Source organism: Bradyrhizobium genosp. SA-4 str. CB756 (genome assembly GCF_000473125.1).
Classification (GTDB): domain Bacteria; phylum Pseudomonadota; class Alphaproteobacteria; order Rhizobiales; family Xanthobacteraceae; genus Bradyrhizobium; species Bradyrhizobium arachidis.
In genome coordinates, this window is the sequence record NZ_KI421499.1 from 8,101,070 (window position 1) to 8,126,680 (window position 25,611).

The 25,611-nt window shown below is 64.6% G+C and carries 22 protein-coding genes; 13 read left to right on the plus strand and 9 right to left on the minus strand.

Going from position 1 to position 25,611, the window contains the following annotated elements:
* Positions 1-48 precede the first annotated feature (48 nt).
* The 9 genes from BRAGE_RS0139230 to BRAGE_RS0139270 all read left to right on the plus strand — a co-directional run bounded on the left by BRAGE_RS0139230 (position 49) and on the right by BRAGE_RS0139270 (position 9,373).
* On the plus strand, positions 49-1,368 hold the full coding sequence (locus tag BRAGE_RS0139230; RefSeq protein WP_027561604.1) for a UbiA family prenyltransferase: 1,320 nt from the start codon (positions 49-51) through the stop codon (positions 1,366-1,368).
* 98 nt (positions 1,369-1,466) lie between these two features.
* On the plus strand, positions 1,467-2,081 hold the full coding sequence (locus tag BRAGE_RS0139235) for a ribonuclease D (protein ID WP_027561603.1): 615 nt from the start codon (positions 1,467-1,469) through the stop codon (positions 2,079-2,081).
* A 145-nt stretch (positions 2,082-2,226) separates the two neighbouring features.
* On the plus strand, positions 2,227-2,946 hold the full coding sequence (gene lptC, locus BRAGE_RS0139240) for an LPS export ABC transporter periplasmic protein LptC (protein ID WP_027561602.1): 720 nt from the start codon (positions 2,227-2,229) through the stop codon (positions 2,944-2,946).
* A gap of 5 nt (positions 2,947-2,951) precedes the next feature.
* On the plus strand, positions 2,952-3,677 hold the full coding sequence (locus BRAGE_RS0139245; RefSeq protein ID WP_027561601.1) for an LptA/OstA family protein: 726 nt from the start codon (positions 2,952-2,954) through the stop codon (positions 3,675-3,677).
* A 243-nt stretch (positions 3,678-3,920) separates the two neighbouring features.
* Positions 3,921-4,922 (plus strand): LPS export ABC transporter ATP-binding protein, encoded by a 1,002-nt coding sequence (gene lptB, locus BRAGE_RS0139250; protein ID WP_027561600.1) that lies wholly within the window; start codon positions 3,921-3,923, stop codon positions 4,920-4,922.
* Between the two features lie 90 nt (positions 4,923-5,012).
* The gene (gene rpoN / locus BRAGE_RS0139255; RefSeq protein ID WP_027561599.1) at positions 5,013-6,641 is read left to right on the plus strand and encodes an RNA polymerase factor sigma-54; all 1,629 of its coding nucleotides are present in this window, start codon (positions 5,013-5,015) and stop codon (positions 6,639-6,641) included.
* A gap of 170 nt (positions 6,642-6,811) precedes the next feature.
* The gene (gene hpf, locus BRAGE_RS0139260) at positions 6,812-7,423 is read left to right on the plus strand and encodes a ribosome hibernation-promoting factor, HPF/YfiA family (RefSeq protein WP_027561598.1); all 612 of its coding nucleotides are present in this window, start codon (positions 6,812-6,814) and stop codon (positions 7,421-7,423) included.
* 252 nt (positions 7,424-7,675) lie between these two features.
* Positions 7,676-8,137 carry a PTS IIA-like nitrogen regulatory protein PtsN gene (gene ptsN, locus BRAGE_RS0139265; RefSeq protein WP_008141251.1) on the plus strand — a complete coding sequence of 154 codons (462 nt, stop codon included), beginning with the start codon at positions 7,676-7,678 and terminating at the stop codon, positions 8,135-8,137.
* A 123-nt stretch (positions 8,138-8,260) separates the two neighbouring features.
* Positions 8,261-9,373 (plus strand): tetratricopeptide repeat protein, encoded by a 1,113-nt coding sequence (locus tag BRAGE_RS0139270; protein WP_027561597.1) that lies wholly within the window; start codon positions 8,261-8,263, stop codon positions 9,371-9,373.
* A gap of 24 nt (positions 9,374-9,397) precedes the next feature.
* Here the strand turns inward: BRAGE_RS0139270 and BRAGE_RS0139275 are convergent, their stop codons facing one another.
* The gene (locus BRAGE_RS0139275; protein WP_035730566.1) at positions 9,398-10,036 is read right to left on the minus strand and encodes a TetR/AcrR family transcriptional regulator; all 639 of its coding nucleotides are present in this window, start codon (positions 10,034-10,036) and stop codon (positions 9,398-9,400) included.
* 280 nt (positions 10,037-10,316) lie between these two features.
* Between BRAGE_RS0139275 and BRAGE_RS0139280 the strand changes: the two genes are divergently transcribed.
* The 4 genes from BRAGE_RS0139280 to BRAGE_RS0139295 all read left to right on the plus strand — a co-directional run bounded on the left by BRAGE_RS0139280 (position 10,317) and on the right by BRAGE_RS0139295 (position 17,892).
* Positions 10,317-11,120: an SDR family NAD(P)-dependent oxidoreductase gene (locus tag BRAGE_RS0139280; protein ID WP_027561595.1), complete on the plus strand. Its 804-nt coding sequence runs from the start codon at positions 10,317-10,319 to the stop codon at positions 11,118-11,120.
* Positions 11,121-11,158: 38 nt separating this feature from the next.
* Positions 11,159-12,289: a DUF5938 domain-containing protein gene (locus BRAGE_RS0139285; RefSeq protein ID WP_027561594.1), complete on the plus strand. Its 1,131-nt coding sequence runs from the start codon at positions 11,159-11,161 to the stop codon at positions 12,287-12,289.
* A 56-nt stretch (positions 12,290-12,345) separates the two neighbouring features.
* Positions 12,346-13,869: an AMP-binding protein gene (locus BRAGE_RS0139290; RefSeq protein WP_027561593.1), complete on the plus strand. Its 1,524-nt coding sequence runs from the start codon at positions 12,346-12,348 to the stop codon at positions 13,867-13,869.
* Positions 13,870-14,775: 906 nt separating this feature from the next.
* Positions 14,776-17,892, plus strand: a complete 3,117-nt coding sequence (locus tag BRAGE_RS0139295; protein WP_051378283.1) for an autotransporter outer membrane beta-barrel domain-containing protein — start codon at positions 14,776-14,778, stop codon at positions 17,890-17,892.
* Between the two features lie 22 nt (positions 17,893-17,914).
* Here the strand turns inward: BRAGE_RS0139295 and BRAGE_RS0139300 are convergent, their stop codons facing one another.
* The 8 genes from BRAGE_RS0139300 to BRAGE_RS0139335 form a co-directional block, all read right to left on the minus strand.
* Positions 17,915-18,409 (minus strand): GNAT family N-acetyltransferase, encoded by a 495-nt coding sequence (locus tag BRAGE_RS0139300; RefSeq protein ID WP_027561591.1) that lies wholly within the window; start codon positions 18,407-18,409, stop codon positions 17,915-17,917.
* A 106-nt stretch (positions 18,410-18,515) separates the two neighbouring features.
* Complete coding sequence (locus BRAGE_RS0139305) at positions 18,516-18,788, minus strand: DUF1150 family protein (RefSeq protein ID WP_007598581.1); 273 nt, start codon at positions 18,786-18,788, stop codon at positions 18,516-18,518.
* A 50-nt stretch (positions 18,789-18,838) separates the two neighbouring features.
* Positions 18,839-19,264, minus strand: a complete 426-nt coding sequence (locus BRAGE_RS0139310; protein WP_027561590.1) for an Hsp20 family protein — start codon at positions 19,262-19,264, stop codon at positions 18,839-18,841.
* A 294-nt stretch (positions 19,265-19,558) separates the two neighbouring features.
* Positions 19,559-20,644 carry a sn-glycerol-3-phosphate import ATP-binding protein UgpC gene (locus BRAGE_RS0139315; protein ID WP_027561589.1) on the minus strand — a complete coding sequence of 362 codons (1,086 nt, stop codon included), beginning with the start codon at positions 20,642-20,644 and terminating at the stop codon, positions 19,559-19,561.
* 120 nt (positions 20,645-20,764) lie between these two features.
* Positions 20,765-21,613: a sn-glycerol-3-phosphate ABC transporter permease UgpE gene (gene ugpE / locus BRAGE_RS0139320; RefSeq protein ID WP_027561588.1), complete on the minus strand. Its 849-nt coding sequence runs from the start codon at positions 21,611-21,613 to the stop codon at positions 20,765-20,767.
* A complete protein-coding gene (ugpA, locus tag BRAGE_RS0139325; protein WP_027561587.1) occupies positions 21,613-22,494 on the minus strand; it encodes a sn-glycerol-3-phosphate ABC transporter permease UgpA in 882 nt (293 codons plus the stop codon). Before ugpA ends, ugpE begins: the two co-directional genes overlap by 1 nt.
* 49 nt (positions 22,495-22,543) lie before the next feature.
* On the minus strand, positions 22,544-23,860 hold the full coding sequence (ugpB, locus tag BRAGE_RS0139330) for a sn-glycerol-3-phosphate ABC transporter substrate-binding protein UgpB (protein WP_027561586.1): 1,317 nt from the start codon (positions 23,858-23,860) through the stop codon (positions 22,544-22,546).
* Between the two features lie 421 nt (positions 23,861-24,281).
* The gene (locus BRAGE_RS0139335) at positions 24,282-25,484 is read right to left on the minus strand and encodes a CaiB/BaiF CoA transferase family protein (protein WP_027561585.1); all 1,203 of its coding nucleotides are present in this window, start codon (positions 25,482-25,484) and stop codon (positions 24,282-24,284) included.
* Positions 25,485-25,611: the final 127 nt, after the last annotated feature.

Genomic DNA, 25,611 nt, shown 5'->3' on the forward strand with positions numbered 1-25,611 from the left:
CCCGGCCTGAGCGCCGGTCAGTTTTACGGCAATTCAGAGCTTTTTCGGATGGAGCAGCCCGCCCGGCAGCATGATTTTGGCACGCCCGAGCCGTCGGCCGCGGCGGCGCGGACGCTCGTCATCGACCTCGAAGGCGCGCTGCTGCGGTCCGAGCTGCTGATGGAGGCGCTGTTCTCCAGCCCCGGCCGTCTGCTGGCTCGCTTCGGCGCGGGCGGGCGCCCAGGCATGGCGGCGCTCACGGATGTCCTCGCGCAGGCCGACATCGACTACGCCCACCTGCCCTACGATTCCGGGGTGCTGAACCAGGCGCTGGCGGCGCGGGCGCGGGGCGAGAAGATTTATCTGGCAGCGAGCCGCTTTGCCCGTCATGCCGCGGGCATCGCCGCGCATCTCGGTTTTGATGGCGTCGTGACGCCGGCCGATCTTGCTGCGGGCGACAAGCTGCCGTTCGATCGCGGCTCCATCGAGCGCATCGAGAGCCGCGCCCACGCGCGCGCGAGCTTCAAGACCTGGGCCAACGCGCTGCGCGTCTATCAATACGCCAAGAACACGCTGGTGTTCGTGCCTGCGATCACCGCGCATCAGATGAATCTCGCCACGCTCGGCTATGCCCTGCTGGCGTTCATGGCGTTCTCGGCCTGTGCGTCCGGCGCCTATCTGATGAACGATCTCTTGGATCTTGGCGCCGACCGCCAGCATCCGACCAAGCGCCATCGCGCGCTTGCGTCAGGTGAGCTGCCAATCTCCTCCGCGCTGCTTGCGATCCCTGCCCTGTGGCTGTTCGCGGTCGCAGCCTCCCTCTGCATCTCGCCGCTGTTCCTCGGCGTGCTCGGCGCCTATCTCGCCACCACCATCGCCTATTCGCTCGTGCTCAAGCGCAAGATGCTGGTCGATGTCGTCACGCTTGCCGGGCTCTATAGCCTGCGCATCGTCGCCGGCGCGGTCGGCGTCGGCGTGGTGCTGTCGGAATGGCTGCTGATCTTCTCGCTGTTCGTGTTCACCTCGCTGGCGCTGATCAAGCGCTTCAGCGAGCTCAGCATGCGCGAGAGCGCAGGGCTCGCCGATCCCTCCAACCGCGACTACAGGATCACCGACCTTCATGTCATCGCCGCGATGGCGGCGGCAAGCGCGATGAACGCGGTGACGGTGTTCTCGCTCTATGTGTCGTCAACGGCGGTGACGCCGCTGTACGGCCGTCCCTGGATGCTGTGGCTGCTCAACCCGCTGCTGCTGTACTGGTTCGGCCGCGCCTTGATGATGGCGCACCGCCGCGAGATGCCTGATGATCCTATTCTCTACGCGTTCCGCGACGGCCCCAGCCGCATCACGGTCGCGGCGATGATCTGCATCATGCTGGCCGCAATCTGAACGGGCGCTTGCGCGGCCCGCCCCCAGTGGCTACATCGCGGGCCATCCGATTAGCCTATGATGTCGACAAACCGATTCGATTGAGGTTTTGACCCGCCATGACCGTACGCCTGCACCGCGGCGATTTGCCCGACCTGTCCCGCTACACCGGAGCGGTGGCGATCGACACCGAGACCATGGGGCTGAACCCGCACCGCGACCGGCTCTGCGTGGTACAGCTCTCGCCCGGCGACGGCAGCGCCGACGTCGTGCAGATCCCCAAGGGTCATACCGACGCGCCGAACCTGAAGGCCCTGCTGGCGAATCCCGCCATCACCAAGATCTTCCACTTTGCGCGGTTCGACGTCGCGGTGCTGTACCAGACCTTTGGCGTCATGACCGGGCCGATCTACTGCACCAAGATCGCCTCCCGCCTGTCCCGTACCTATACCGACCGCCATGGCCTGAAGGACCTCGTGCGCGAGGTGCTCAATGTCGATCTCTCCAAGCAGCAGCAGTCCAGCGATTGGGGTTCCGACAGCCTGTCCGAGCCGCAACTCGCCTATGCCGCGTCCGACGTGCTGCATCTGCATGCCCTGCGCGAGCGGCTCGATGCCATGCTGGTGCGGGAAGGCCGCACAGCGCTGGCCAAGGCCTGTTTCGACTTCCTGCCGACCCGCGCCCTGCTCGACCTCCAGGGCTGGGCCGAAGAGGACATTTTTGCGCATTCCTGAGCCCGCGCGCGGCGGCTAGCCTCATGGCCGCCGCCCCGTTTCGGACACTTTCGTAACGGCCTGTCGCCGGCTGCATATCGTGGCGGCACCGGGTACAATGGGGCGCTTTTCAACCGGACAGAGCGAGCGACACTCTGGAGCAGCAGTGAATTCGGCCCAGATTCCCACCTACGACGCCGCGCTTGCGGCGAAGTTTGCCAGCGCGGCGCGCCACAGCCGCCTGGTGCGGATTCTGCGCATCGCGGTGCCGGTGACGGTGATCGTGTCCCTGGCCGCGATCGTCGCCGTCTCGACCTTCCTCAATCCGTTCCAGATCCCGATCAAGCTCGACTCCGGAAATCTCGTGGTGACGGGAACCAAGATCACGATGGAATCGCCGCATATGTCCGGCTTCACGCCGGACCAGCGGCCCTACGAGCTCTGGGCCAAGACCGCGACGCAGGACATCACTGACCCCGATCACGTCGATCTCGCCGATCTGCGCGCCAAGGTGCTGATGGAGGATCAATCCACCCTGTTCCTCGATGCCCGCAACGGCCGCTTCGACAACAAGCAGCAGCAGCTCGACCTGCACAAGGACATCTTCCTGCGCACCTCGACCGGCTATGAGGCGCGGCTGAACTCGGCCTTCGTCGACATGGGCAAAGGCACGGTCTCCTCGGACGAGCACGTCGACGTCAAGCTGACCAACGGCACGCTGACCGCCGATCGCTTACGAATTACGGAAGGCGGCGACGTCATCCGCTTCGAGGGCAATGTCGTGATGCATCTGGACAAGATCAGCACGGATGATGTCGCCGCCCCCGTCGAGCAGCCGGCGCCGCCGCCGGCGAAGTCAAAGAGCAAGTCCGCTAATTCAAGATGATTTTCATGATCAGGTTTTTTCCGCGCAGCGAAGTCAAAGGGTGCGCCATCCTCGGCGCGGCCGCGCTTGCCCTCGGCATCGCGCTGACGGCGGGTAGCGCGATCGCGCAGAGCACGATACAGGGCCAGCCCAACGCCTTGCAGGGCTTTTCGCAGAATCGCGATCAGCCGATCCAGATCGAGGCCGCCTCGCTCGAGATGCGCGACAAGAAGAAGGAGGCGACCTTCTCCGGCAATGTAAAGGTCATCCAGGGCGACACCACCATGACCTCGAAGACGCTGGTGGTGTTCTACGAATCCGGCGGCGGCGACAAGCCGGCCACGCCGCAACCCGCAGCGAAAGGCGCCAAGGGTGCGCCGATGCAGTCGGCGACGCCGGGCCCGGGCGGCAGCTCCTCGATCAAGCGGCTGGAGGCCCGCGGTAATGTCGTGGTCACCCAGAAGGACCAGGTGGTGACGGGCGAGACCGCCGTGTTCGACACCAAGACCAACCTCATCACCATGTTTGGCGGCGGTGCAGGCCAGGTGGTCATGACACAGTGCAAGAATGTGATGCGCGGCGACCGGCTGACGGTCGACATGACCACCGGCGTGTCCCGCGTGGAATCCGACAGCGGCCGGGGCGTTCAGGTCCTGCTGCCGCAGGGCGCCGGCAGTGATTGCGGTTCGGGCGCTCCGGCCAAGCCCGGCGCGGCCCCGCCCTCGCTGTTGCCCGGCGTTGGCAAAAAGTAAATTCTGAAAGTAAATTCATGGACTTGGGTCGGATGTTGTCGATCCGAGGTTGAAGCTTGCGTGGCGAGACTGTATCTACGCGCAGGGCTTCGAAGCGGGATCCGCCGCTTTTCGGGCGTGTTTCACTGGGCATGAGACATCCCTTCATTCATGCTGCTCCGGCGAATCGAAAGGCCGGCGCGGCAGATCGCGCGAACGCTGCGCAAACACCGCGCAAGAACCGCGAAAGGCTGGAAGGCGGGGATGGTCGATCTATTCAGCATGTTCCGTCGGCGCCCCGCCAAACGCGGCCGGCCAGGATTTGCGCGCGACATCACCGCGCTCGGGGACAGCGTCGGGGGCCTCGTGACCAGCCCGGTGCGGGACGCCCCGCCAATCGCCCGTGACCAGCCGATGCACGCGCCCGACCATTATCAAGGCGACTATCAGGCCGACTACCAGCCTGAGCCGCCGCGTGCGGTTCACCCCGTCAGGAGCGCCGCCAAGCCGAACGGCACCGGCGGACCGCAGCTGCTGCGCCGTCCGGGCTTCCTGGCTGTGCATAGCGTGGAAAAGGCGTTCGGCAGCCGCCAGGTGGTGCGCGGCGTCAGCATCTATGTGCGCCGCGGCGAAGCGGTCGGCCTGCTCGGCCCGAACGGCGCCGGCAAGACCACCGTGTTCTACATGATCACCGGCCTGATCAAGGCCGATCGCGGCGCGATCGAGCTCGACGGCCACGACGTCACGCAACTCCCGATGTATCAGCGCGCGCGGCTCGGCATCGGCTATCTGCCGCAGGAAGCCTCGATCTTCCGCGGCCTCACCGTCGAGCAGAACATTCGCGCCGTGCTCGAAGTGGTCGAGCCCTCGCGCAAGAAGCGCGAGCAGCAGCTCGATTCGCTGCTCGACGAGTTCAACATCACGCGGCTGCGCAAATCGCCGTCGATCGCGCTGTCAGGCGGTGAGCGCCGCCGAGTCGAGATCGCGCGCGCGCTGGCGACGCGCCCGAACTACATGCTGCTCGACGAGCCCTTCGCCGGCATCGATCCGATCGCGGTCGGCGACATTCAGGACCTCGTGCGCCATCTCACCAATCGCGGCATCGGCGTGCTGATCACCGACCACAATGTCCGCGAAACGCTTGGCCTCACCGACCGCGCCTATATCGTCTATGCCGGTGAAATCCTGACGGAGGGAAGCCCGGACGAGATCGTCGCCGACCCCGACGTTCGCCGGCTTTACCTCGGCGAGGAATTCCGCCTCTAGCCCGTTTTTCCCATTCGTCAAGACGTGTACATCGGGCTCGGACTAGGATAAGCAAAAATCGGACCAACTTTTTGGATCGGTTCTTGCTTCATGGCGCTTACGCAGAGATTAGAGTTCCGGCAATCGCAGTCGCTGGTCATGACGCCGCAGCTGATGCAGGCGATCAAGCTGCTGCAATTGTCCAATCTCGATCTCACGACCTTCGTGGAGGAGGAACTCGAGCGTAACCCCCTGCTGGAGCGGGCCAATGACGAGGCCCCCGGCGGCGAGACCCCGGCCGAGGCCGGCCAGTTCAGCGACCACGATGGCGAAGATTCAGGCAGCCAGGGCGACAGTGACGGCTTTGGCGGCAGCGGCGACGCTTTCGAGCCCGGCCAGGAAGAATGGATGAGCAAGGATCTCGGCACCCGCGCCGAGATCGAGCAGACCCTGGACACGGGCCTCGACAACGTCTTCTCCGAGGAGCCGGCCGAGGCCGCCGCGCGCAACGCGCAGGACGCCGCGCCGAGCGTCTACACCGAGTGGGGCGGCGGCGCCTCCGGCGACGAGGACTACAATCTCGAAGCCTTCGTCGCCGCCGAGATGACGCTGTCGGACCATCTCGCCGAGCAGCTCTCGGTTGCCTTCACCGCGCCGGCGCAGCGGATGATCGGCCAGTACCTGATCGACCTCGTCGACGAGGCCGGCTATCTGCCACCCGATCTCGGCCAGGCTGCCGAGCGTCTTGGCGCATCGCAAAAAGACGTCGAGGACGTCCTTGCCGTGCTGCAAAAATTCGATCCGCCGGGCGTCTGCGCGCGCAATCTGAGCGAATGCCTCGCGATCCAGCTCCGCGAGCTCGACCGCTACGATCCCGCGATGCAGGCCCTGGTCGAGCATCTCGATCTGCTGGCCAAGCGCGACATCGCGAGCTTGCGCAAGCTCTGCGGCGTCGACGACGAGGACATCGCCGACATGATCGGCGAGATCCGCCGGCTCAATCCCAAGCCCGGCATGAAATTCGGCTCGGCCCGTTTGCAGACCATGGTGCCCGACGTCTATGTCCGTCCGGGTCCCGATGGCGGCTGGCATGTCGAGCTCAACAGCGACACCTTGCCGCGCGTGCTTGTCAACCAGACCTACTATTCCGAGCTATCGAAGAAGATCGGTAAGGACGGCGACAAGTCCTATTTCACCGACGCGCTGCAGAATGCGACCTGGCTGGTGCGCGCGCTCGACCAGCGCGCCCGCACCATCCTCAAGGTTGCGACCGAGATCGTGCGCCAGCAGGACGGCTTCTTCACCCATGGCGTCGCGCATCTGCGGCCGCTGAATCTGAAGGCCGTCGCCGACGCCATCCAGATGCATGAATCCACGGTGTCGCGCGTCACCGCCAACAAATACATGGCGACAAATCGCGGCACATTCGAATTGAAATATTTCTTCACGGCGTCGATCGCTTCGGCCGACGGCGGCGAAGCGCACTCCGCTGAAGCGGTGCGTCACCACATCAAGCAGCTGATCGATTCGGAAGAACCCTCGGCGATCCTGTCGGATGATACCATCGTGGAACGCTTGCGCGCCTCGGGCATTGATATTGCCCGCCGCACGGTCGCGAAGTACCGCGAAGCCATGCGCATCCCGTCCTCGGTGCAACGTCGCCGCGACAAGCAGAGCGCCCTTGGTAACGTCCTCTCCAACGCACTGTCCGACCGCTCCCGCAACACCGAACCGGCCTGATTGCGCTGGCGCGAAATCGCGCTACTCTCTTCCCCCCATTGCGACCGATCCAAGCACGCGCATGATCCGGAAAGTGTACGGCGGTTTTCCGAAAAGATCATGCGCAGGGAACAACCCCAGCTACGATGACGCGTCAGCGTAGCCGGGTGCAAACCAAGCGAGGCATCACAATGACTCTTCGGATTTCGGGAAAGAGCGTCAGCGTCGGCGAGGCCCTGCGTGGCCGCGTGACCGACCGGACTGAAGAGGTCCTGCGCAAGTATTTCGATGGCAATTATTCCGGCCACATCACGCTGTCCAAGGATGGCTTCGGCTTCCGCACCGACTGTGCGCTGCATCTCGATTCGGGAATTACGCTGGAGGCCGATTCGAACGCGCCGGACGCCTATGCCAGTGCCGACCAGGCGCTGATCATGATCGAGAAGCGGCTCAAGCGTTACAAGAGCCGCCTCAAGGACCGCTCCGCCCGCAAGGCTCATGTCGCCTCTGCGGCGCTGGCTGCCCTCGACGCCACCGCTTACGTGCTGGAGGCCCCAGGGGAGGGTGAGGACGACGACGAGGTCACCGGCTACAACCCCGTGATCATCGCCGAGGCCACCACCTCCCTGAAGCAGCTCTCGGTCAGCGAAGCCGTCATGGAACTGGACCTGACCGGGGCGCCCTGCCTGGTGTTCCAGCATGGTTCCAGCGGCCGGGTGAACATCATCTATCGCCGGGCCGACGGCAATGTCGGCTGGATCGACCCGCCGGGCGGAAAGGCCGACGGCAAGGCCAGTGGCTAGGGCCAGGAACTGGGGCCAGAAGGGGGGCAGGCCCGGGACCCCGTACCATCCGCAGCCCTTAACAATGACCGGGGCAAAGCCCTACGCGGGAGTTGGCACCGGGATTGCGTTGGAGTAGAAGCGCCCCACATCAGGGTCTAGGGACTGGCTAAGTCTCCCTCCTGCTTCACCTTCTTGACGCCGGCCCGGCGCGGTTATCCCCACGCTGGCCAAATCGGAACCTGACGGTTTAATTCACCTCGGAAAGCTTCCATGCCGATTACCGATCTGGTCGCACCCGAGGCGATTCTCCCGGCATTGAAGGTCAACAGCAAAAAGCAGGCGCTTCAGGAACTTGCGGCCAAGGCTGCCGAGTTGACCGGACAGAACGAACGCTCCGTGTTCGAGGTGCTGCTCCAGCGCGAGAAGCTCGGCACCACCGCGGTCGGCTATGGCGTCGCCATTCCCCACGGCAAGCTGCCCAAGCTGGAAAAGATTTTTGGCCTGTTCGCGCGGCTCGATCGCCCGATCGATTTCGAGGCGATGGATGGCCAGCCGGTCGATCTCGTCTTCCTGCTGCTCGCCCCCGAAGGTGCCGGCGCCGATCACCTCAAGGCTCTCGCCCGCATCGCCCGCCTGCTCCGCGACCAGGACATCGCCAAGAAGCTCCGCGCCTCGCGCGATGCCCAGGCGATCTATTCGGTGCTGGCCCTGCCGCCGGCAACGGCGGCGTAAGCACTCTCCTCCATTCGAACCCGAGCCGCGTCGTCCGCGACTTATTTCGCAGCCGGGCGCTGCGAAATTTCGCCACCATGTCCACCTGCGCTCGGCACGGGTTTGGCGCGAGGATCTTGCGACATGATGTGCCGTTCGATCGGCAGGGTCTTTGGTCTGCTCTGTTCTGTCACCATCGGCGCCACGGCAATGGCCCGTGCAGACGAGGCGTCCAACGACCGCGTCATCGCCGAGAAGACCGAGATCATCGCGGGCGATCCGACCAATGCGGTTGCCTATGAGCTGCGCGGCGAAGCTTACTACCTCAAGCGCGACTGGACTCGTGCCTTCGAGGATTGCGGCGCTGCGATCCGAATCGATCCGAATTTCGGGCGCGCCTATAACTGCCGCGGCCGCGCCTATTCGGCGAAAGGCGATCGCGATCATGCCATGGCCGATTACAACGAGGCCATTCGCCTCGATCCCGGCTATGGACCGTCCTACACCTCCCGCGCCCTCGAATATCTCAACAAGCGCGATTTCGATCTCGCGATCACTGGTTTCACCGAGGCCATCGAGCGCAATCCCAAGCAAGCCTATTTTGCTTTCATCAAGAGGGGCGAAGCGTACGCAGGGAAGGGCGACACCGATCGTGCCGTCGCCGACTACAACGAGGCGATGCGGCGCAATCCCGCCGCCGCATGGCCCTACGAGCTGCGAAGCGTCGTCCATTTCGACAAGGGCGAGATCGACGCGGCTCTCGACGACTGCAACACCGCCGTCCGTCTGGAGCCGGGGAATGCCGGCGGCCACTATTGCCGGGCCATCGTTCTCCTGAAAAGGAACGACATCGACAATGCCATCCACGAGCTCGATGACGTCACCAGGATCATGCCGTCTTTCGAGAAGGCATATCTCGCACGCGCCCTCGCCTGGCACAGAAAGGGCGACGATAAGCGTGCCATTGCCGATTTCGACGAAGCGATTCGGCTGCAGCCGGGAAATTCGGCCGCCTACAACAATCGCGCCGCCGCGTTTCGCGACATGGGTGAGAACGAACGTGCGCTCGCCGACTACAACGAGGCAATCCGGCTCGATCCCAACAACCAAATCGCCCTGGCCAATCGGGGCATCCTCTATATGAAACTGTCCGACGCCAAACATGCGCGCGCGGATTTCAACAGCGTGCTCGCGCTGCCGCCGACCGACAAATGGGCCGTGGACACCGCGCGCGAAGGGCTTGGCTTTTTGAAGTGACGGCGAAGGCGTCACTCTTGCGCGTCAGCACACCGTCGGCAGCAGGCGCCGGACTTCGTCGAGCAGTTCAGCAACCGCCGTCTCGTCGCCCGCGAGGTGCCTGAGCAGCGCGCTCTGGAACAGGCCGTCGAACAGCGCATAGAGCGCAGCAGGTGACGACGCCGGCCGCTTGCCGCCGAGTTCGGCATAGCGCGAGGCGATGCGCCAGATCATCGCCTCCAGGCTCTTGTCGATCTCGAGCACGTCCTTGCGGAACGCCGCCTCGAACATCGCCTGCGAGCGCAAATCGTACCAAAGCCGGTGCATGCGGGCTTCGTTCTGCAGCGTTGCTGCGAGCTTGGCGAGGAAGCCCTCCGTCAATTCCTCGCGGCTCGTTGCCGTTGCGACGACCTCGTCATATCGCGTCACGCACTTCGCCTTGTAGTGGCGCACGCAGCAGCAGATCAGGTCGAGCTTGTCGCTGAAATAATAGTGGAACACGCCGTGCGTGAACGCCGAGTTCTGCGCGATCTCCCGCAGGCTGGTGCGGGCGAAGCCGAGCTCTCCGAGGGTTTCGAGCGCAGCCTCGGCAAGCTCGATGCGCCGCGCGTTGAACTTCTCGTCGCGCAGCACCTCGGCCGCATCGGCCACACGCCGGGCCGCCCCTGTCACCTGCCGCGCCATGTCGTCCTTTCCTCAGTCCCGTTTTTTCAAGGGCTTAAACCGCGTCGACCGCGGAATAGCTCCGCCTCCTCACAACCACTTCCTTAGACAACTGTCAAATTCGATCTTGACAAGTGTCAAGATTCTGGCGGAGGCTCCCGCCAATAATTTGGACAGTCGTCAAGACGTCCGGCCATGGAGGAACGCTTCGCTGGGTGCCGCCGAAAGGCCTGCGCCCATCGACTTGGTGCGCGTCGATGGACGCAGCACGAATCAATCACCAGCAACGGAGGAGTGCGTCATGAGCGGGAAGAGCCTTGCAGGCAGGAAAGCCCTGGTCACCGGCGGTGCTCGGGGAATCGGCGCGGCCATCGCGCAGGCGCTGGCGCGCGCCGGCGCCTCGATCATGATCGCCGACATTCTGGAGGAGGCCGGCCGCGCCAGCGCAGCGGGAATCGCGAAGGAAGATGTCGCGACGGGCTTCGTCCAGCTCGACGTCACCGACGACGCACAATGGGAGCGGGCGGTGGCCAAGACTGTCGCCACCCTCGGCGGCTACGACATCCTCATCAACAATGCCGGCATCGAGATCACCTCGCTGGTCAGCGAGATCAGAGCCGAGGATGCGCGGCGGATGTGCGACGTCAACATCGTCGGCACCGTGCTCGGCATGAAGCACGCCTTCCGCGCGATGCGGCCGGGCGGAGCGGCGGGGAAGGGCGGCGCGGTCGTCAACATCGCCTCCGTCGCGGCGACGATCGCCTTCCCGAGCATCGCTGTCTATTCCGGTACCAAATCCGCGGTCGATCGCATGACCAGGGTCGCCGCGATGGAGGCCGGCAAGCTCGGTTATGGCGTGCGCGTCAACTGCATCTATCCCGGCCTGATCCCGACCGACATGGGTATGCAGCTGGCCAACGACATCGTGAAGATCGGTCTTGCGCCCGACGTCAACGCCGCGGTCGGCTCGGTGGTGGAGCAGACGCCTCTCGGCAAGCTCGCCGAGGTCGGCGACATCGCCGACGCCGCGGTGTTCCTGTGCTCGAACGAGGCGCGCTTCATCACCGGCATCGGACTGCCGGTCGATGGCGGCATGGGCATGTGAGGCAAAAAACCTGACAACGAACATTTCGGAGGAACGCAATGAGCGCGAAGAAGCCCGTCATCGTCTATGGCGCGTCCGGCTACACCGGCCGTCTGGTCTGCGAATACTTACGCGAGTATAACATTCCCTTCATCGCTGCCGGCCGCAGCGCCGGGAAACTCAACGCCGCGATGAAGGCGAACGTCGCCGGCATCGAGACCGCCGACTACGAAGTGGTGGAAGTGCCCCACACCGTGGGCGCACTGTCGGAGTTGTTCAACGGCGCCTCGGTGGTGCTCAACACCGTGGGCCCCTTCGCGAGGTTCGGCGGCGAGGTGGTGCAGGCGTGCTGGGCTTCCCGATGCCACTACACCGACACGACTGGCGAGCAGGACTGGCTGATCACGCTCGAGCAGGAGTGGGGCGCCAAGTTCGCCAATGCCGGCCTGCTGCTCGCGCCCGGCATCGCACAGATGTACACCACCGGCGAGATCGCCGCGCAGCTGTGCCTGGAGACGCCCGGCCTCGATACGCTCGATATCGCCGTGTTCTGGGGCGGCAGCCCGACCATCGCCTCGACGCAGACCATCCTGGTCAATGCCGCGATGGCCAAGGCCTACTATCTGGAGCAGAACAAATATGTCGAACATCAGCCCGACGCCGGCCTCTACAACCTCGCCATCCCCGGCCAGCATGAGTTGGCATTGGCGCTGCCCTGGGGCGGCACCTCGCACCCGGTGTGGTTCAAGCGCGATCCGCGCGTAGCCAACGTCAAGGTGTTGGGCGGCGTGTTCAACCGCGCACTGATGCTGGGCGTGCCGCAGATCGTCGCCGCTGCGCTGGACGCGACCAAGGACATGAACCCCGACGACCGCTACGCCGCGTTGGCGCAGACCGCCGCCGGCGTCATGAACACCATGCCGCCGCGCGAGAACCCGCGTGTCAACAAGTCGCTGGATTCGGTGCATGCCTCCGGCCCGCTGGGGCGCGCGCACTGCGTCATCAACGGCAACAGCAATTACAAGCAGACCGGCCTGCTGCAGGCCTATGCCGCGGCGCACCTGCTGCAGCAGCCGCCCAAGCGCGTGGGCTTCGCCTCCGGCTGCCAGGCGTTCGGCCATCACGAGCTGCTCGGGCAATTGCGCAGTTTTGGTCTGGTCAGCAAGCCTGTTCTGACCGTACACGATTAACTAGATCGCGGGGGGCGCGGCTTGTCGCGTCACCCGCTGCCACTTCGGGGGCGACCATGCGCTTCATCGATTACCTGGACAAAGGTGCCTCGCTCGGCCCGGATGCGCCGTGCCTCACCATGGATGGGCGCGACCTCAGCTATGGCGAGGTGCAGCAGCTCAGCTATCGCATCGCGCGCGGGCTCGCGCGTTCGGGGATTGCCGCCGGCGAGAAGGTCGCAATCCTCTCCGGCAACGATCCTGTCGCCTTTGCGTGCGTGTTCGGCCTTTCCCGCGCTGGCTCGGTCTGGTGCCCGATCAATCCGCGCAACGAGGCGGCCGAAAACCGGATCATCCTCGACCAATTCGACTGCAGCCTGCTGCTGTTTCATTCAAGCTTCGCGCCGATGGTCGAAGCGGTGCGTGCAGAGCTGCCGAAGCTGCGCGCCCTCGTCTGCCTCGATGCTGAGTTGCCCTTCGCGCCATCGTTCGACGGCTGGCTCGCCGGCCTTTCCGACGACCCCTATCAACGCGAGACGGTCGACGATCTCGCGATGATTCCCGGCACGGGCGGCACCACCGGCAAGCCGAAGGGGGTCATGCTGTCGGGCCGCAACATCGAGGCCATGACGGCCCTGACGCTGATGGGCTATCCCTTCAAGGGCCGTCCGGTCTATCTCGCGCTCGCGCCCTTGACCCACGCGGCCGGCGTGCTGTGTTTCCCGATCATGGCGCTCGGCGGCCGCATCGTGATCATGCATCACCCCGACATTGCCGAATTCCTCGATCTGATCGAGCGCTACGGCGTCACGCACACCTTCCTGCCGCCGACGGTGATCTACATGCTGCTCGATCATCCCAAGCTCGGCTCCGCCAACCTCGGCTCGCTGCAATGCTTCTGGTATGGCGCGGCGCCGATCTCGGCCGCGCGGCTTGCGGAGGCGCTCCGGCGTATCGGGCCTATGGCGCAGTTGTTCGGTCAGACCGAAGCGCCGATGATGATCTCGATGATGGCGCCAGATGAGCATTACAATGCCGACGGCACCATCGCGATGGAGCGCCTCGCTTCGGCCGGGCGGATCAGCCCGCTGGTGCAGGCCGGCATCATGGATGGCGACGGCAACCTGCTGCCATCAGGCGCGCGCGGCGAGATCGTGGTCCGCGGCTCGCTGGTGATGCAGGGCTACTACAAGAATCCCGAGGCCACGGCGGAGGCCTCCGCGCATGGCTGGCACCACACCGGCGACATCGGCTACATCGACGACGACGGCTACCTCTATATCGTCGATCGCGCCAAGGACATGATCATCACCGGCGGGTTCAACGTCTACTCGATCGAGGTCGAGAACGCGCTGCGGGCGCATGAGGCGGTGCAGGATTGCGCCGTGATCGGGCTGCCCGATCCGAAGTGGGGCGAGCGGATCGTGGCCGTGGTGCAGCCCCGCGCCGGCCAGCGGATTGACCCCGCGGTGCTCGCCGCCTTTGTCAAGGAACAGATCGGCAGCGTCAAGACGCCGAAGCAGATCGAGGTCTGGGACGATCTTCCGCGCTCAAAGGTCGGAAAGGTCCTGAAACCGGACATCCGTGCGCGATTGACCTGATTGGGCTTGCCCGTGCGCCTCGCGCGAGGCGTAGGCGATCCTGTTCGGTACTGTCGGCCACAACTGCGGCCCAAGGCCGCCCAACCGCTTTCTTTGAGTGTGGTCAGAGGGTGCGCGAGAGATAGCGCACCGTCTTGCTGCCATTGTGGATGTTGGCGCTGCCGACCTCGGCAAATCCCAGAGCGGCGTGAAACGCATCCGACGCCGGTTCGCCGGCTGCCGATTCACTTCGCAGACGATGCGATCGTGTCCGGCCTCGGTTACGCGAGCGAACAGCTCGGCGTAAAGCCGGCACCACCGTCTAGCAGCAGCCCCGGATTTCAACAGCGTGCTCGCGCTGCCGCCGACCGACAAATGGGCCGTGGAAACGGCGCGCGAAGGGCTTGGTTTTTTAAAATGACGCGAGAGCGGCGTGCGCCGGCTTCGATCGCTCCGGCAGCATGGGGTCGCGTGCCCGGAATGACGGTCGGGTGACCGGTGGCCTCACGCTTCCTGCTCCGTGCCGCGACCAGAAAATCCGTCCACGCCGCCGCCGGTTCGAGTTTGACCATGTATTCAACGATATGCGCGTTCGCCGCGATATCTCCTAAAGGCTAAAGCATGATCCGGAAAAGTGCGCAGCGGTTTTCCGAAAAGATCATGCGCAAACAACAACCTAAAGCGCGATGAAGATTCATCCCAATCTCATCGCGCTTTAGGGCAAAGGCTGGCCGCCACCTGGAATGCGCCGCCCCCGGACGAACGCGCGCCGGTAACACTGTGTCCGGTCGGACACAGAAAAAGTGAATTGGTGGCGGAGCTGGCGGCACACCTTGCGGGCGTCATGCGCCCCCTGCAATCTCCAGTGATCTGCCGGCAAGGCCTCCAATATTCAGCCGATACGGCGGCAAAAAAGTTGGTGGGGGCATGTCGAAACAGATTCCGGCGCATGGCGCGCCGCGCGTCCTTTCATCGCCGATTGATCTTGATGCGCCGAAGCGGCGTGGCTCGTTGCTCGCGAGCACGGCCTTTGCAGGCGTGTTCGTTGCAGCGATCGCCGGCTATCCGGGGAGCGCGCTGGCGCAATCCTGCTCGACCAGCGGCTCCAGCCCGGTCATCGTGCTGTGCGACGCGCCCGGCAGCACGATCACGACCGCGAATACGACCAACAGCACCAGCCCGAACGCCGCGACCAACGACCGGGTGCAATCGTTCAATGCCGATACGATCGGCACCGTCACCGCCAACACCACCGTCAACGGGTTCGGTCTTCAGCTTGCTCCGACCGGCTCCGGCCGGACCATCACGATGACCAACAACGGCGTCGTGACGACGAACCAGGCGGCCGTCTCCGCAATCGGCCTTGTCGGCAACGGCGGGGCCGTCAGCTATTCGGGTGGCGGCAGCGTCATCAACACGGCCGCTGGCACGGCCCTCAGTGCCTCGAATACGGGCAGCGGCTCCGTGCTTGTCACGAGCGACGGCAGCGTGACCACCGGCGCCGGGGGCATCGGCATTGACGCTGCGACCAGCGGCACCGGCGGTGTGACCGTCACCGGCAGCGGCAACGTGACGTCGGGCCTCGGCATCAGTGCAGGAGCAACCGGTGGCGGCGACGTGACGGTGACCGGAAGCGGCAACATCACGGCGGGCGGCCAGGGCATTCACGCGACCGCATCCGGCGGCAACGGCAACATCGTGATCGCACGTGACGGCGTCATCTCCTCCGGCGGGATTGCCATCGTGACGTCGGTCGTCGGTGCGGGTACGTCGACCGTGACCACCTCCAGGGACGTGACGTCGAGCGCTGGCGAAGGCGTATTGGCCATCACGCAAGCCGGAACCAATACGGTGACCGTCACCAGCGGCACGGTTCGCTCGAACTTTCCCGGCTCGAACGCCATCAGTGTGGGGTCGAGCAGCGGCGACATCAACGTCACGATCGGATCGGGCGCGACCTTGCGCACATGGAACAGTGGCGGCGGTGTCGGCATTGGAGCATTTTCCTCGACGGGCAATGTCACGATCGCGAACAGCGGCACGATCATCGGTAACGTGGTTGGTGTCAGCACGCTCACGGCCGGCGTCTCGACGGTCATCAATGCCGGCAGCATCACGGGCCTCACCGGCACCGCGGTGCGCTTCGGTTCCGGCAGCAACAACCTTCTCGTGATGGACGGGCCGAACGCAAAGCTCGTCGGCCTCGCGATCGGCCATGGCACGGACACCTTCCGTTTCGCGGGCAGCGGGAGCAACAGTTTCGACGTCAGCCAGATCTCGACCGGTTGGGCGCTGCTCGACAAGACGGGGTCGTCGAGCTGGACGCTCACGGGCGCCGCGACCTATGCCGGACCGGTGACGGTGAACGGCGGCACGCTGGCGGTGAACGGCGATCTCTCCTCAGTCAGCAGCCTCGCGGTGAATGCAGGCGGCACGCTCGGTGGCAACGGCATTCTCGGTGCCGTCGCCATCAATGGCGGCACGCTGGCGCCGGGCAATTCGATCGGCACGCTGACCACGGCGAGCCTGACCATGACGGCGGCCTCGACCTATCTGGTGCAAGTCTCCGGCGCGACCTCCGACAAGACCATCGTCACGGGCGTCGCCAGCATCAATGGCAAGGTGGTGGTGGATCCGCTGACGCGGGTGTCGGCGACGACGACCTACACGATCATGAGCGCGGGCTCGGTGAGCGGCAGCTTCACCGGCGCCGAATTCCTCACCGCCAACAGCTTTGCCCGTAACGCGCGGCTGAGCTATGTCGGCAGCGACGTGCTGCTGACGCTTGATGCCGGCACGCTCTCGCCCTCGCTGCCGGGCAATGCCAACATCAATCAGAGGAGCGTCGCGGCCGGAATCGACGGTGCGCTGCTCGGCGGCGCTGCGATGTCGGCTAGCTTCAATGCCCTGTTCGCGCTGTCGGGCACCCCTCTGCTCAATGCGCTGACGCAGGTCTCGGGCGAGACGGCGACCGGCACGCAGCAGACCACGTTCAACGCCATGAACATGTTCATGGGCGTGCTGACCGATCCGTTCGTCGCCGGTCGCGGCGATCCGCGTTCGCCCAGTGGCGCTGCGGGTTATGCGGCTGAGGACAGCGACGCGCTCGCTTATGCCGCCGGCCGCAAGCGCACCGGCGCCGAGCGTGACGCCTACGCCGCGATCTATCGTAAAGCTCCGGTGCAGGCCTTCGAGCAGCGCTGGAATGTGTGGGCTGCTGGCTTCGGCGGCTCGCAAACCACCGATGCCAACGCAACGCTCGGCGCCAACGCCGCTACCAGCCGCATTGCGGGTGCGACCGCGGGCGCCGATTACTGGTTCTCGCCGAACACCGTGGCTGGCTTCGCGCTCGCCGGCGGTGGCACAAGCTTCTCGGTGGCGAATGGCGGCACCGGCCGCTCCGACCTGTTCCAGGCCGGCGCCTTCGTGCGCCACAATGCAGGCGCCGCCTATGTCGCGGGCGCACTTGCCTATGGCTGGCAGGACATCACCACCGATCGCAATGTCACCATTGCAGGCCTCGATCATCTCCAGGCGCGTTTCAACGCGAATGCGTATTCCGGCCGGCTGGAAGGTGGCTATCGCTTCGTTACGCCCGCGATCGGCGGCATCGGCTTCACGCCCTATGCGGCCGCGCAGTTCACCACGTTCGATCTGCCGGCCTATACGGAGCAGGCGATCACCGGCAACAACGCGTTTGCTCTGACTTACGGCGCCAGGAGCGTCACCGACACCCGGAGCGAGCTCGGCCTGCGCACCGACCAATCCTTCGCCATGGCCGACGGCATCACCACGCTGCGCGGCCGCCTCGCCTGGGCCCATGATTTCAATCCCGACCGCGCGATCGGCGCGACCTTCCAGGCGCTGCCCGGTTCGAGCTTCGTCGTCAACGGCGCGGCGCAAGCCGCCGACTCCGTGCTCGTGACGGCGTCCGTCGAAAAGACATGGCTGAACGGCTGGGCCGCTGCTGCAACGTTCGAAGGAGAATTCTCGAACGTTACGCGCAGCTTTGCCGGCAAGGGCGTGGTGCGCTACGCGTGGTAAGAGCGGCGGCCGTTTCGTCTGTCTACAGCCGGCGCGAGAGATAGCGGACCGTCTTGCTTCCGTCGTGAATGCTCGCGCTTCCGACCTCGGTAAATCCGAGGGCGGCATGGAAAGCGTCTGACGCCGGGTTCGGAGGATGCTGGTTGACCTCGCAGACGATGCGATCGTGTCCGGCCTCGGCCGCGCGATCGAACAGGTCGGCGTAAAGCCGGCGCGCGCATCCCATGCCGCGCGCGGATGCTGCGACCACGATCCGGTCGACGTAGACAAAGCGCGCGTAGCGGGATCGAAACCACAGGAAGTTCGGACTGTCGTATTGCCCGTCTTGATCGAGTGCGATCAGGAAAGCATCGAGGTCGCCGATCCTGCAGGCGTAGAACGCTTGCGCGACGAGGTCTTGCAGCCGCTCGCGCTCAAGCCACGACAATTCCTCTGCATGGTTGTTGTTGAGAGACAGCATCGTCTCGGCCAGCGCTTCGCCGGATGACAACTCGGATATCGCAATCGGGATGGGCATGTGCTGGTCCATGACCACCGTCTAGCAGCAGCACCTCACAAATGAAAACGGGCATGCCTTCGTCTGAAGGCATGCCCGCAAAACTCTTTTCGTGCGACGCGCGCGCTCAGTGCACGCTGACGGCTTGCAGCTCGTTGCTCCAGGCGTTAGCGATCGCGGCTTCGCGGCTGTCGGTCAGCATGATCGGCGTGCCGTCGGCGGCGTGGAGGGCGAACAGCTTGAGGCCCGGCGCAATCTTCGGCGCCTCGGGAAACAGGCCCGGAACATCCTCGGAGCGGATCTGCTTCACATAGGCGATATGGCCTTCGCCAAGGGTTGCCAGCGTCTCCGGGGAGACATTCTTGGCTTCGTATTCGAACGCAACGTGACCTTCACTCATGGTCTCGACTCCTCTAACGAACTAAGCGGTCGAGTCCGCTACTCGTTCCATTATTCGTGCTCATTGATAGCGATTGTCTTAACGATCCTCTCCGGTTCAGGCCGGGCCAGGTCGATCGACAACAACCCGTTCTTCAGATCCGCACCCAGCACCAGCATCCCCTCCGCCAGCACAAAGGTGCGCTGGAAGTGGCGCGCGGCGATGCCGCGATGGATGTATTGCCGGGCCTTGTCGTCCTGCTGCCGCCCGCGGATCACGAGCTGGTTTTCCTCAATGGTTACATCGAGTTGGTCGCGGGTGAATCCGGCGACCGCCAGCGTGATGCGCAACCGCTCGGGCTGGCCGTCCGCGCTGCCGCACCTCTCGATATTGTAGGGAGGGTAGCCGTCGGCGCCTTTGACGACGCGGTCGAGCACGCGCTCGATCTCGTCGAAGCCCAGAAGGAACGGACTGGAAAGCGTGGGAACACGAGACATAGTTTACAAAGTCCTCTCGAAGCGACTTTGGTGCTTCGGGGCCCGATCAAGGCACCCCTTGGTCAGCAATATGGTCATATCCCCGTGTCGGTTCAAGGACGTAGCGGGGGGCTGTGGATGGGGCGTTCTGCCGCCCGCGGCCCTGCCATCGCATAAAATGCTTACAATTCGTCATAGCCGCGGGGGCGCAGGCATGACGAATTGGCAGGCGATTTATCTCAATGAAAACAGGGACCCCCTCTACTGTGCATGGGGTTGTTTTCGCGGTCTTGATCAGGCGGCCCTCGGAACCCGTCAGGCCTCGATCCGCGTCCGCCCGTCGCCGCTGAACAAATGCAGCTTCGCCCGGACCGCCGCGACGCGGATCCTCGCGCCGATGGCGGGCGCCTCGGTTCCGGGGATGCGGACGATGACCTCGCCGGGGGGCAGCTCACCAGGGGTGGCGGCGACGCGCTGGTCGTCCTGCTCGCGCGAGCCGTAGACGAAGGTCTCGGCACCGACGCGCTCGATGGCCTCGACCGTTAACGGCAGCGCCACGCCGCCGGCTGGTGTCTCGTCGGTGATGAGGAAATCCTCCGGGCGGATGCCCAGAATGCCGACTCCGTCTGCGCTGCCGCCGAGCTGCGACTCGATCTCCTCGGGACGCGTCGACATCAGATTCATCGGCGGTGCGCCGATGAAGGAGGCGACGAAGGTCGTCGCCGGCTTCTCGTAGATCGCGAGGGGATTGCCGACCTGCTCGACCTGGCCGCCATTCATCACGACGAGAACGTCGGCGAGCGTCATGGCTTCCAGCTGGTCGTGGGTGACGTAGATCGACGTCGTGTTGAGCCGGCGCTGCAGTTTGCGGATCTCGACGCGCATCGCGATGCGCAGCTTGGCGTCGAGGTTCGAGAGCGGCTCGTCGAACAGGAATACCTTCGGCTGGCGCACGATGGCGCGGCCCATGGCGACGCGCTGGCGCTGGCCGCCGGAGAGCTGGCGCGGCTTGCGCTCCAGCATGGCGGAGAGCTCGAGCACGCGCGCGGCTTGCTCGACGCGGGTCTTGATCTCGGCCTCGGCCATGCCGCGGTTGCGTAGGCCGTAGGCCATGTTGTTGAAGACGCTCATATGCGGATAGAGCGCGTAGTTCTGGAACACCATCGCGATGTCGCGATCGGCGGGCTCGACCTGGTTGACGACGCGGCCGCCGATGTCGATCTCGCCGCCGGTGACGGTCTCGAGCCCTGCGACCATGCGCAGCAGCGTGGACTTGCCGCAGCCGGAGGGGCCGACCAGCACGCAGAACTGGCCGTCGCCGACGTCGACGTTGACGCCTTTGATTGCTTCGAAGCCGCCTTGATAGGTCTTGCGGACGTTGCGCAGGGTGACGTTAGCCATTGCGAGCTCCGCTCGCGCGAATGGCGAGTAGGGAATAGTGAGTAGTTGAACAAGCGGGCATGCCAGCGCCGCTCGACCGCCGGCGAACCGTTCGCCATTCGCAATTCGCCATTCGCCCTCTCACTTTTCCGTCTCGACCAGGCCGCGCACGAACAATCTCTGCATGGCGACGACGACGAACACCGGCGGCAGCATCGCCAGCACGGCGGTCGCCATCACGATGGGCCATTCGGTCAGCGCGTCGGTGGTGGTGATCATCTTGCGGATGCCGACCTGGATGGTCTGCATGTCGTCGCGCGTGGTGATCAAGAGCGGCCAGAGATATTGATTCCAGCCGAGGATGAACAGGATCACGAACAGCGCCGCCATGTTGGTGCGCGACAGCGGCAGCAACGTGTCCCAGAAGAAGCGCAAGGGTCCGGCGCCGTCGATGCGCGAGGCTTCCAGCAGCTCGTCCGGCACGGTCATGAAGAACTGGCGGAACAGCAGCGTCGCGGTGGCCGATGCGATCAGCGGCAGCGCCAGGCCCGCATAACTGTCGAGCATGTGCAGGTCGGCGACGATCTTGTAGGTCGGATAGATGCGTACCTCGACCGGCAGCATCAACGTGATGAAGATGATCCAGAATATCGCCATCCGGAACGGAAAGCGGAAATACACGATCGCATAGGCCGAGATGATCGAGATCGCGATCTTGCCGATTGCGATCGCCAGCGCCATCACCAGCGAATTGAGCATCATGTTGCCGACCGGCTCGCGGGTCGAGCCGCTCGTGCCGACGAAGATGGTCTGGTAGTAGACCTCGAAGAAGTGTCCGCCCGGCAGCAGCGACATCTGGCCGTTGGCGATCAGCGCGTTGTCCTGGGTCGAGGCGACGATGGCGATGTAGACCGGGAACGCGACGATCGCGATCCCGATCCAGAGGATGATGTGCGCGACGTAGCGCCGAAAGCCCTCTTCCTCGACCATCAGTAGGTCACCTTGCGTTCGACGAAGCGGAACTGGATTCCCGTGAGCACGATGACCATGATCATCAGGATCACCGATTGCGCCGCGGAGCTGCCGAGATTGCCGCCGAGCAGGCCGTCGGAATAGACCTTGTAGACCAGCGTGACGGTCGACGTGCCGGGACCGCCGCGGGTCATGGTGTCGATGATGCCGAACGTGTCGAAGAAGGCGTAGACGATGTTGATCACCAGCAGGAAGAAGATCGTCGGCGACAGCAACGGGAAGATCACGGTCCAGAACCGCCGCATCGGACGCGCGCCGTCGATCGCGGCGGCCTCGATCACGCTTTTGGGGATGCTCTGGAGGCCGGCGAGGAAGAACAGGAAATTATAGGAGATCTGCTTCCAGGCGGCGGCGAGGATGACCAGCGCCGCGGCCTGGTTGCCGTCGAGCAGCGGATTCCAGTCGATGCCGAGGCCGCGCAGGTAGCGCGAGAGCACGCCGAGCGAGGGATGCAGCATGAAGATCCAGAGCACGCCGACGACCGGCGGCGCCACCGCATAGGGCCAGATCAGCAGCGTGCGGTAGAGCATCGAGCCGCGCAGCGGCTTGTCTGCCATCACGGCGAGCAGCAGCGCGAAGGACAGCGACGAGATTGCGATGGCGAACGAGAAGAAGAAGGTCCGGACGATCGCCGCGAAATAAGCGGGGTCCTTGAACAGCTCGATGTAGTTGTCGAACCAGACGAAGCTCGACGACAGGCCGAAGGCGTCCTGGAGCAGGAATGACTGGATCACCGCCTGCAGGGCCGGCCAGTAGAAGAAAATCAGGACGATCGCGAGTTGCGGGGCAACCAGCGCGTAGGGCAATAGCTTTGACTGGAAAATGGCTTGCTTTTGCATGATGCCCCGGGGAGCGGCAGGCCGGGCGACCGGCCTGCCGCTGATCGCCTTACTTTACGGCGGTCTTTTCGAATTGCCGCAGCATCGTGTTGCCGCGTTCGACGGCGGCATCGAGCGCCTGCTTGGCGGTCTTCTTGCCGGCCAGCGCCTGCTCGATCTCTTCCGACCAGACGTCACGCAGCTGAACCATGTTGCCGAGGCGCAGGCCGCGCGAATTCTCGGTCGGCTCCTTGTTGGTCAGCTCGAGCAGCGGGGTCTCGAGATAGGGCTGATCCTTGTAGAAGCCCTCCGCCTTGGCCTTCTCATAGGCCGCCTTGGTGATCGGCAGATAGCCCGAGGCCTTGTGGATGTAGACCTGACGATCGGTGTCCGAGAGGAAGGTCAGGAACTTCGCGACGCCCTTGTATTCGTCGGCCGACTTGCCGCCCATGACCCAGAGCGAGGCGCCGCCGATGATCGAGTTCTGCGGTGCGCCCTTGACGTCGGGATAATAGGGCATCGGCACCGCGGTGAAGGCGAACTTGGCCTGCGCCTTGACGTTGCCGAAGAACGCCGACGAGGTCAGGTAGATCGGGCATTCGCCCGAGGTGAAGCGGCCTTCGCCGGTGTTGGTGCGGCCGGCATAGTCGTAGACCTTGGTCTTCTGCAGTTCGACCAGGTTTTCGAGATGCTTGACCTGGAGCGGGCCGTTGAATTCGAGCACGGTGTCGAAGCCGTCGAGGCCGTTGGCCTTGCTGGAGAGCGGCGTGTTGTGCCAGGCCGAGAGCTGCTCGAGATTGACCCAGGTGACCCAGGAGCCCGAGAAGCCGCAGGTGTCGTGACCGGCGGCCTTCAGCTTTTTGCCGGCCTCGAACACTTCGGGCCAGGTCTTGGGGATCTCGACATTGGCCTTCTTCAGCTCGTCGAGGTTGACCCACATCACGGTCGACGACGAGTTGAAGGGGAACGACAGCATCTCACCCTTCGAGGTCGAGTAGTAGCCGGTGATCGCGGGCAGGTAGGCCTTGGGATCGAACTTCTCGCCGGTCTCGGCCATCAGCTTGTAGACCGGCTTCACGGCGCCGGTCGCGGCCATCATGGTGGCGGTGCCGACCTCGAACACCTGCATGATGTGCGGGGCGTTGCCGGCGCGGAACGCGGCGATGCCGGCGTTCATCGTGTCGGCGTAGTTGCCCTTGTAGGTCGGGATCACCTTGTAGTCGCTCTGCGCGGCGTTGAAGTCGTTGGCGAGCTTGACGATGACGTCGTTGTTGGCGCCGGTCATCGCGTGCCACCACTGGATTTCCGTCACGGCCAGGGCCGGCGAAGCCGTCATGCCAACCGTGACTGCAATAGCGGCAGCCGCGCCAAAGTGTCGAAGAGCCATCAAGAAAACCTCCCTTGCCCGTCAATGAAGAGGCGCTTGCGCTAGCAGCGCCATATGACGTTCACATGACTGTGTAAGCGGGAGAAACGAAAGCAGCAAGCGCGGCCAAAAGGGAAGTCGTCAAATAGGCGAACGCGCCACGGACGGCCGGTGCGCATGCACGCCTCGCGCCGCAGTGCGGCATTGGATGATGAGGGAAGGAGAGCACCGTCAGCGCGGAATGGAGTTGGGTAGAACGGATGCGGCTCCGGGCTCCCTTAGCCTCTCCCGCTTGCGGGAGATCGCGAAGCGATCCGGGTGAGGGCTCCATCCTCTGGGGGAGTCTCACTGCGGAGACACCCTCTCCCCAACCCTCCCCCGCAAGCGGGGGAGGGAGCGCACCGCCATTGCGACGTGCAAATGCGCTTGATCTCAGCTTGCGCTAGCGTTTCCGCTCGGGGCCGCAGACGGTGCCCTTCTCGACCATCGCGTCGATCTCGGACTTGGAATAGCCGAACTCGCCCAGCACCTCGGCCGCGTGCTGGCTGAATTTCGGCGGCACGCGGCGCAGGCTTGGCTTGCTGCGATCGAGCCGGATCGGCGAGGCGACGCCTTTGTACCAGTCCTTCTCGATGACATCGCCGCGCGCGATCGTATGCGGGTTGGTCAACGCCTGGTCGATCTTCTGCACGGGACCTGCGGGCAGGCCGGCCGCAAGCAGGCGATTGCACAGCGGCTCGGCCTCGTGCTGGCTGAACACCGCGGCCAGCTCGGCGCGCAGCGCCTCGCGGTTGGCGATGCGGTCCTTGTTGCGGGCAAAGCGCGGATCGGTGCCGAGCTCGGGCTTGCCGATCTCCTTGGCGAGCTTGCGGAAGGTGCCGTCATTGCCGACGCCGATGAAGATGTTGTCGGTCTTGGTCGGGAAGATCGCGTAAGGCACGAGGTTCGGGTGCTCGTTGCCGGTGAGCGATGGCGGCTTGCCATGCATGAAATAGTTCGCGGTGTGCGGATGCATGATGGCAAGCCCGGTCTCGTACAGCGTCGTTTCCAGGAACTGGCCCTTGCCGGAGCGCTGCCGCTCGGAGAGCGCCATCAGGATGCCGATCGCGGCATAAAGCCCGGTGGTGATGTCGACCAGCGGCACGCCGATCCGCATCGGTCCGCTCTCGGGCGATCCCGTCGCCGCGATCATGCCGGTCATGGCCTGGATGATGGCGTCATAGCCGGGATTGCCGCCGCGCGGGCCGTCGGCGCCGAAGCCGCAGATCCGGCAATGCACGAGGCGCGGGAATTTTTCGCGCAAGACCTCGTTGCCGATGCCCCATTTCTCCAGCGTGCCCGGCTTGAAATTCTCGATCAGGACGTCGGCCGTCTCCAGCATCTTGAGCAGCACGGTTCGGCCGCCCTCGGAGGCGAGGTCGAGGCCGATTGAACGCTTGTTGCGGTTGATGCCGACGAAATAGGCCGCATCCTCCTCGTGGAAGGGAGGGCCCCATTCGCGCACCTCGTCGCCTGCGGGCGGCTCGACCTTGATCACGTCGGCGCCGTGGTCGGCGAGGATCTGGGTGCAGTAGGGACCGCCGAGCACGCGCGTGAGATCGATGACGCGCAGTCCGCTCATTGCGCCCAATGCTGCTTCAGTCATGCCTTCGCTTCCCCTGTGTCGGTCGTTTGATCACAGGCCTAGCGAGGTTTGTTTGCGCCAGCAATGGCGCCGGGCGTAGGGCCGCATGCACTGCCGCGCGGCAATCCCGCGGGGTGGCAAATCAAGC

Coding starts and splice junctions, on each gene's coding strand:
- BRAGE_RS0139230 (WP_027561604.1), top strand. CDS start 49: ATGGAGCAGCCCGCCCGGCAGCATGATTTTGGCACGCCCGAGCCGTCG.
- BRAGE_RS0139235 (WP_027561603.1), top strand. CDS start 1,467: ATGACCGTACGCCTGCACCGCGGCGATTTGCCCGACCTGTCCCGCTAC.
- BRAGE_RS0139245 (WP_027561601.1), top strand. CDS start 2,952: ATGATCAGGTTTTTTCCGCGCAGCGAAGTCAAAGGGTGCGCCATCCTC.
- lptB (WP_027561600.1), top strand. CDS start 3,921: ATGGTCGATCTATTCAGCATGTTCCGTCGGCGCCCCGCCAAACGCGGC.
- rpoN (WP_027561599.1), top strand. CDS start 5,013: ATGGCGCTTACGCAGAGATTAGAGTTCCGGCAATCGCAGTCGCTGGTC.
- hpf (WP_027561598.1), top strand. CDS start 6,812: ATGACTCTTCGGATTTCGGGAAAGAGCGTCAGCGTCGGCGAGGCCCTG.
- ptsN (WP_008141251.1), top strand. CDS start 7,676: ATGCCGATTACCGATCTGGTCGCACCCGAGGCGATTCTCCCGGCATTG.
- BRAGE_RS0139270 (WP_027561597.1), top strand. CDS start 8,261: ATGATGTGCCGTTCGATCGGCAGGGTCTTTGGTCTGCTCTGTTCTGTC.
- BRAGE_RS0139275 (WP_035730566.1), bottom strand. CDS start 10,036: ATGGCGCGGCAGGTGACAGGGGCGGCCCGGCGTGTGGCCGATGCGGCC.
- BRAGE_RS0139280 (WP_027561595.1), top strand. CDS start 10,317: ATGAGCGGGAAGAGCCTTGCAGGCAGGAAAGCCCTGGTCACCGGCGGT.
- BRAGE_RS0139285 (WP_027561594.1), top strand. CDS start 11,159: ATGAGCGCGAAGAAGCCCGTCATCGTCTATGGCGCGTCCGGCTACACC.
- BRAGE_RS0139290 (WP_027561593.1), top strand. CDS start 12,346: ATGCGCTTCATCGATTACCTGGACAAAGGTGCCTCGCTCGGCCCGGAT.
- BRAGE_RS0139295 (WP_051378283.1), top strand. CDS start 14,776: ATGTCGAAACAGATTCCGGCGCATGGCGCGCCGCGCGTCCTTTCATCG.
- BRAGE_RS0139300 (WP_027561591.1), bottom strand. CDS start 18,409: ATGCCCATCCCGATTGCGATATCCGAGTTGTCATCCGGCGAAGCGCTG.
- BRAGE_RS0139305 (WP_007598581.1), bottom strand. CDS start 18,788: ATGAGTGAAGGTCACGTTGCGTTCGAATACGAAGCCAAGAATGTCTCC.
- BRAGE_RS0139310 (WP_027561590.1), bottom strand. CDS start 19,264: ATGTCTCGTGTTCCCACGCTTTCCAGTCCGTTCCTTCTGGGCTTCGAC.
- BRAGE_RS0139315 (WP_027561589.1), bottom strand. CDS start 20,644: ATGGCTAACGTCACCCTGCGCAACGTCCGCAAGACCTATCAAGGCGGC.
- ugpE (WP_027561588.1), bottom strand. CDS start 21,613: ATGGTCGAGGAAGAGGGCTTTCGGCGCTACGTCGCGCACATCATCCTC.
- ugpA (WP_027561587.1), bottom strand. CDS start 22,494: ATGCAAAAGCAAGCCATTTTCCAGTCAAAGCTATTGCCCTACGCGCTG.
- ugpB (WP_027561586.1), bottom strand. CDS start 23,860: ATGGCTCTTCGACACTTTGGCGCGGCTGCCGCTATTGCAGTCACGGTT.
- BRAGE_RS0139335 (WP_027561585.1), bottom strand. CDS start 25,484: ATGACTGAAGCAGCATTGGGCGCAATGAGCGGACTGCGCGTCATCGAT.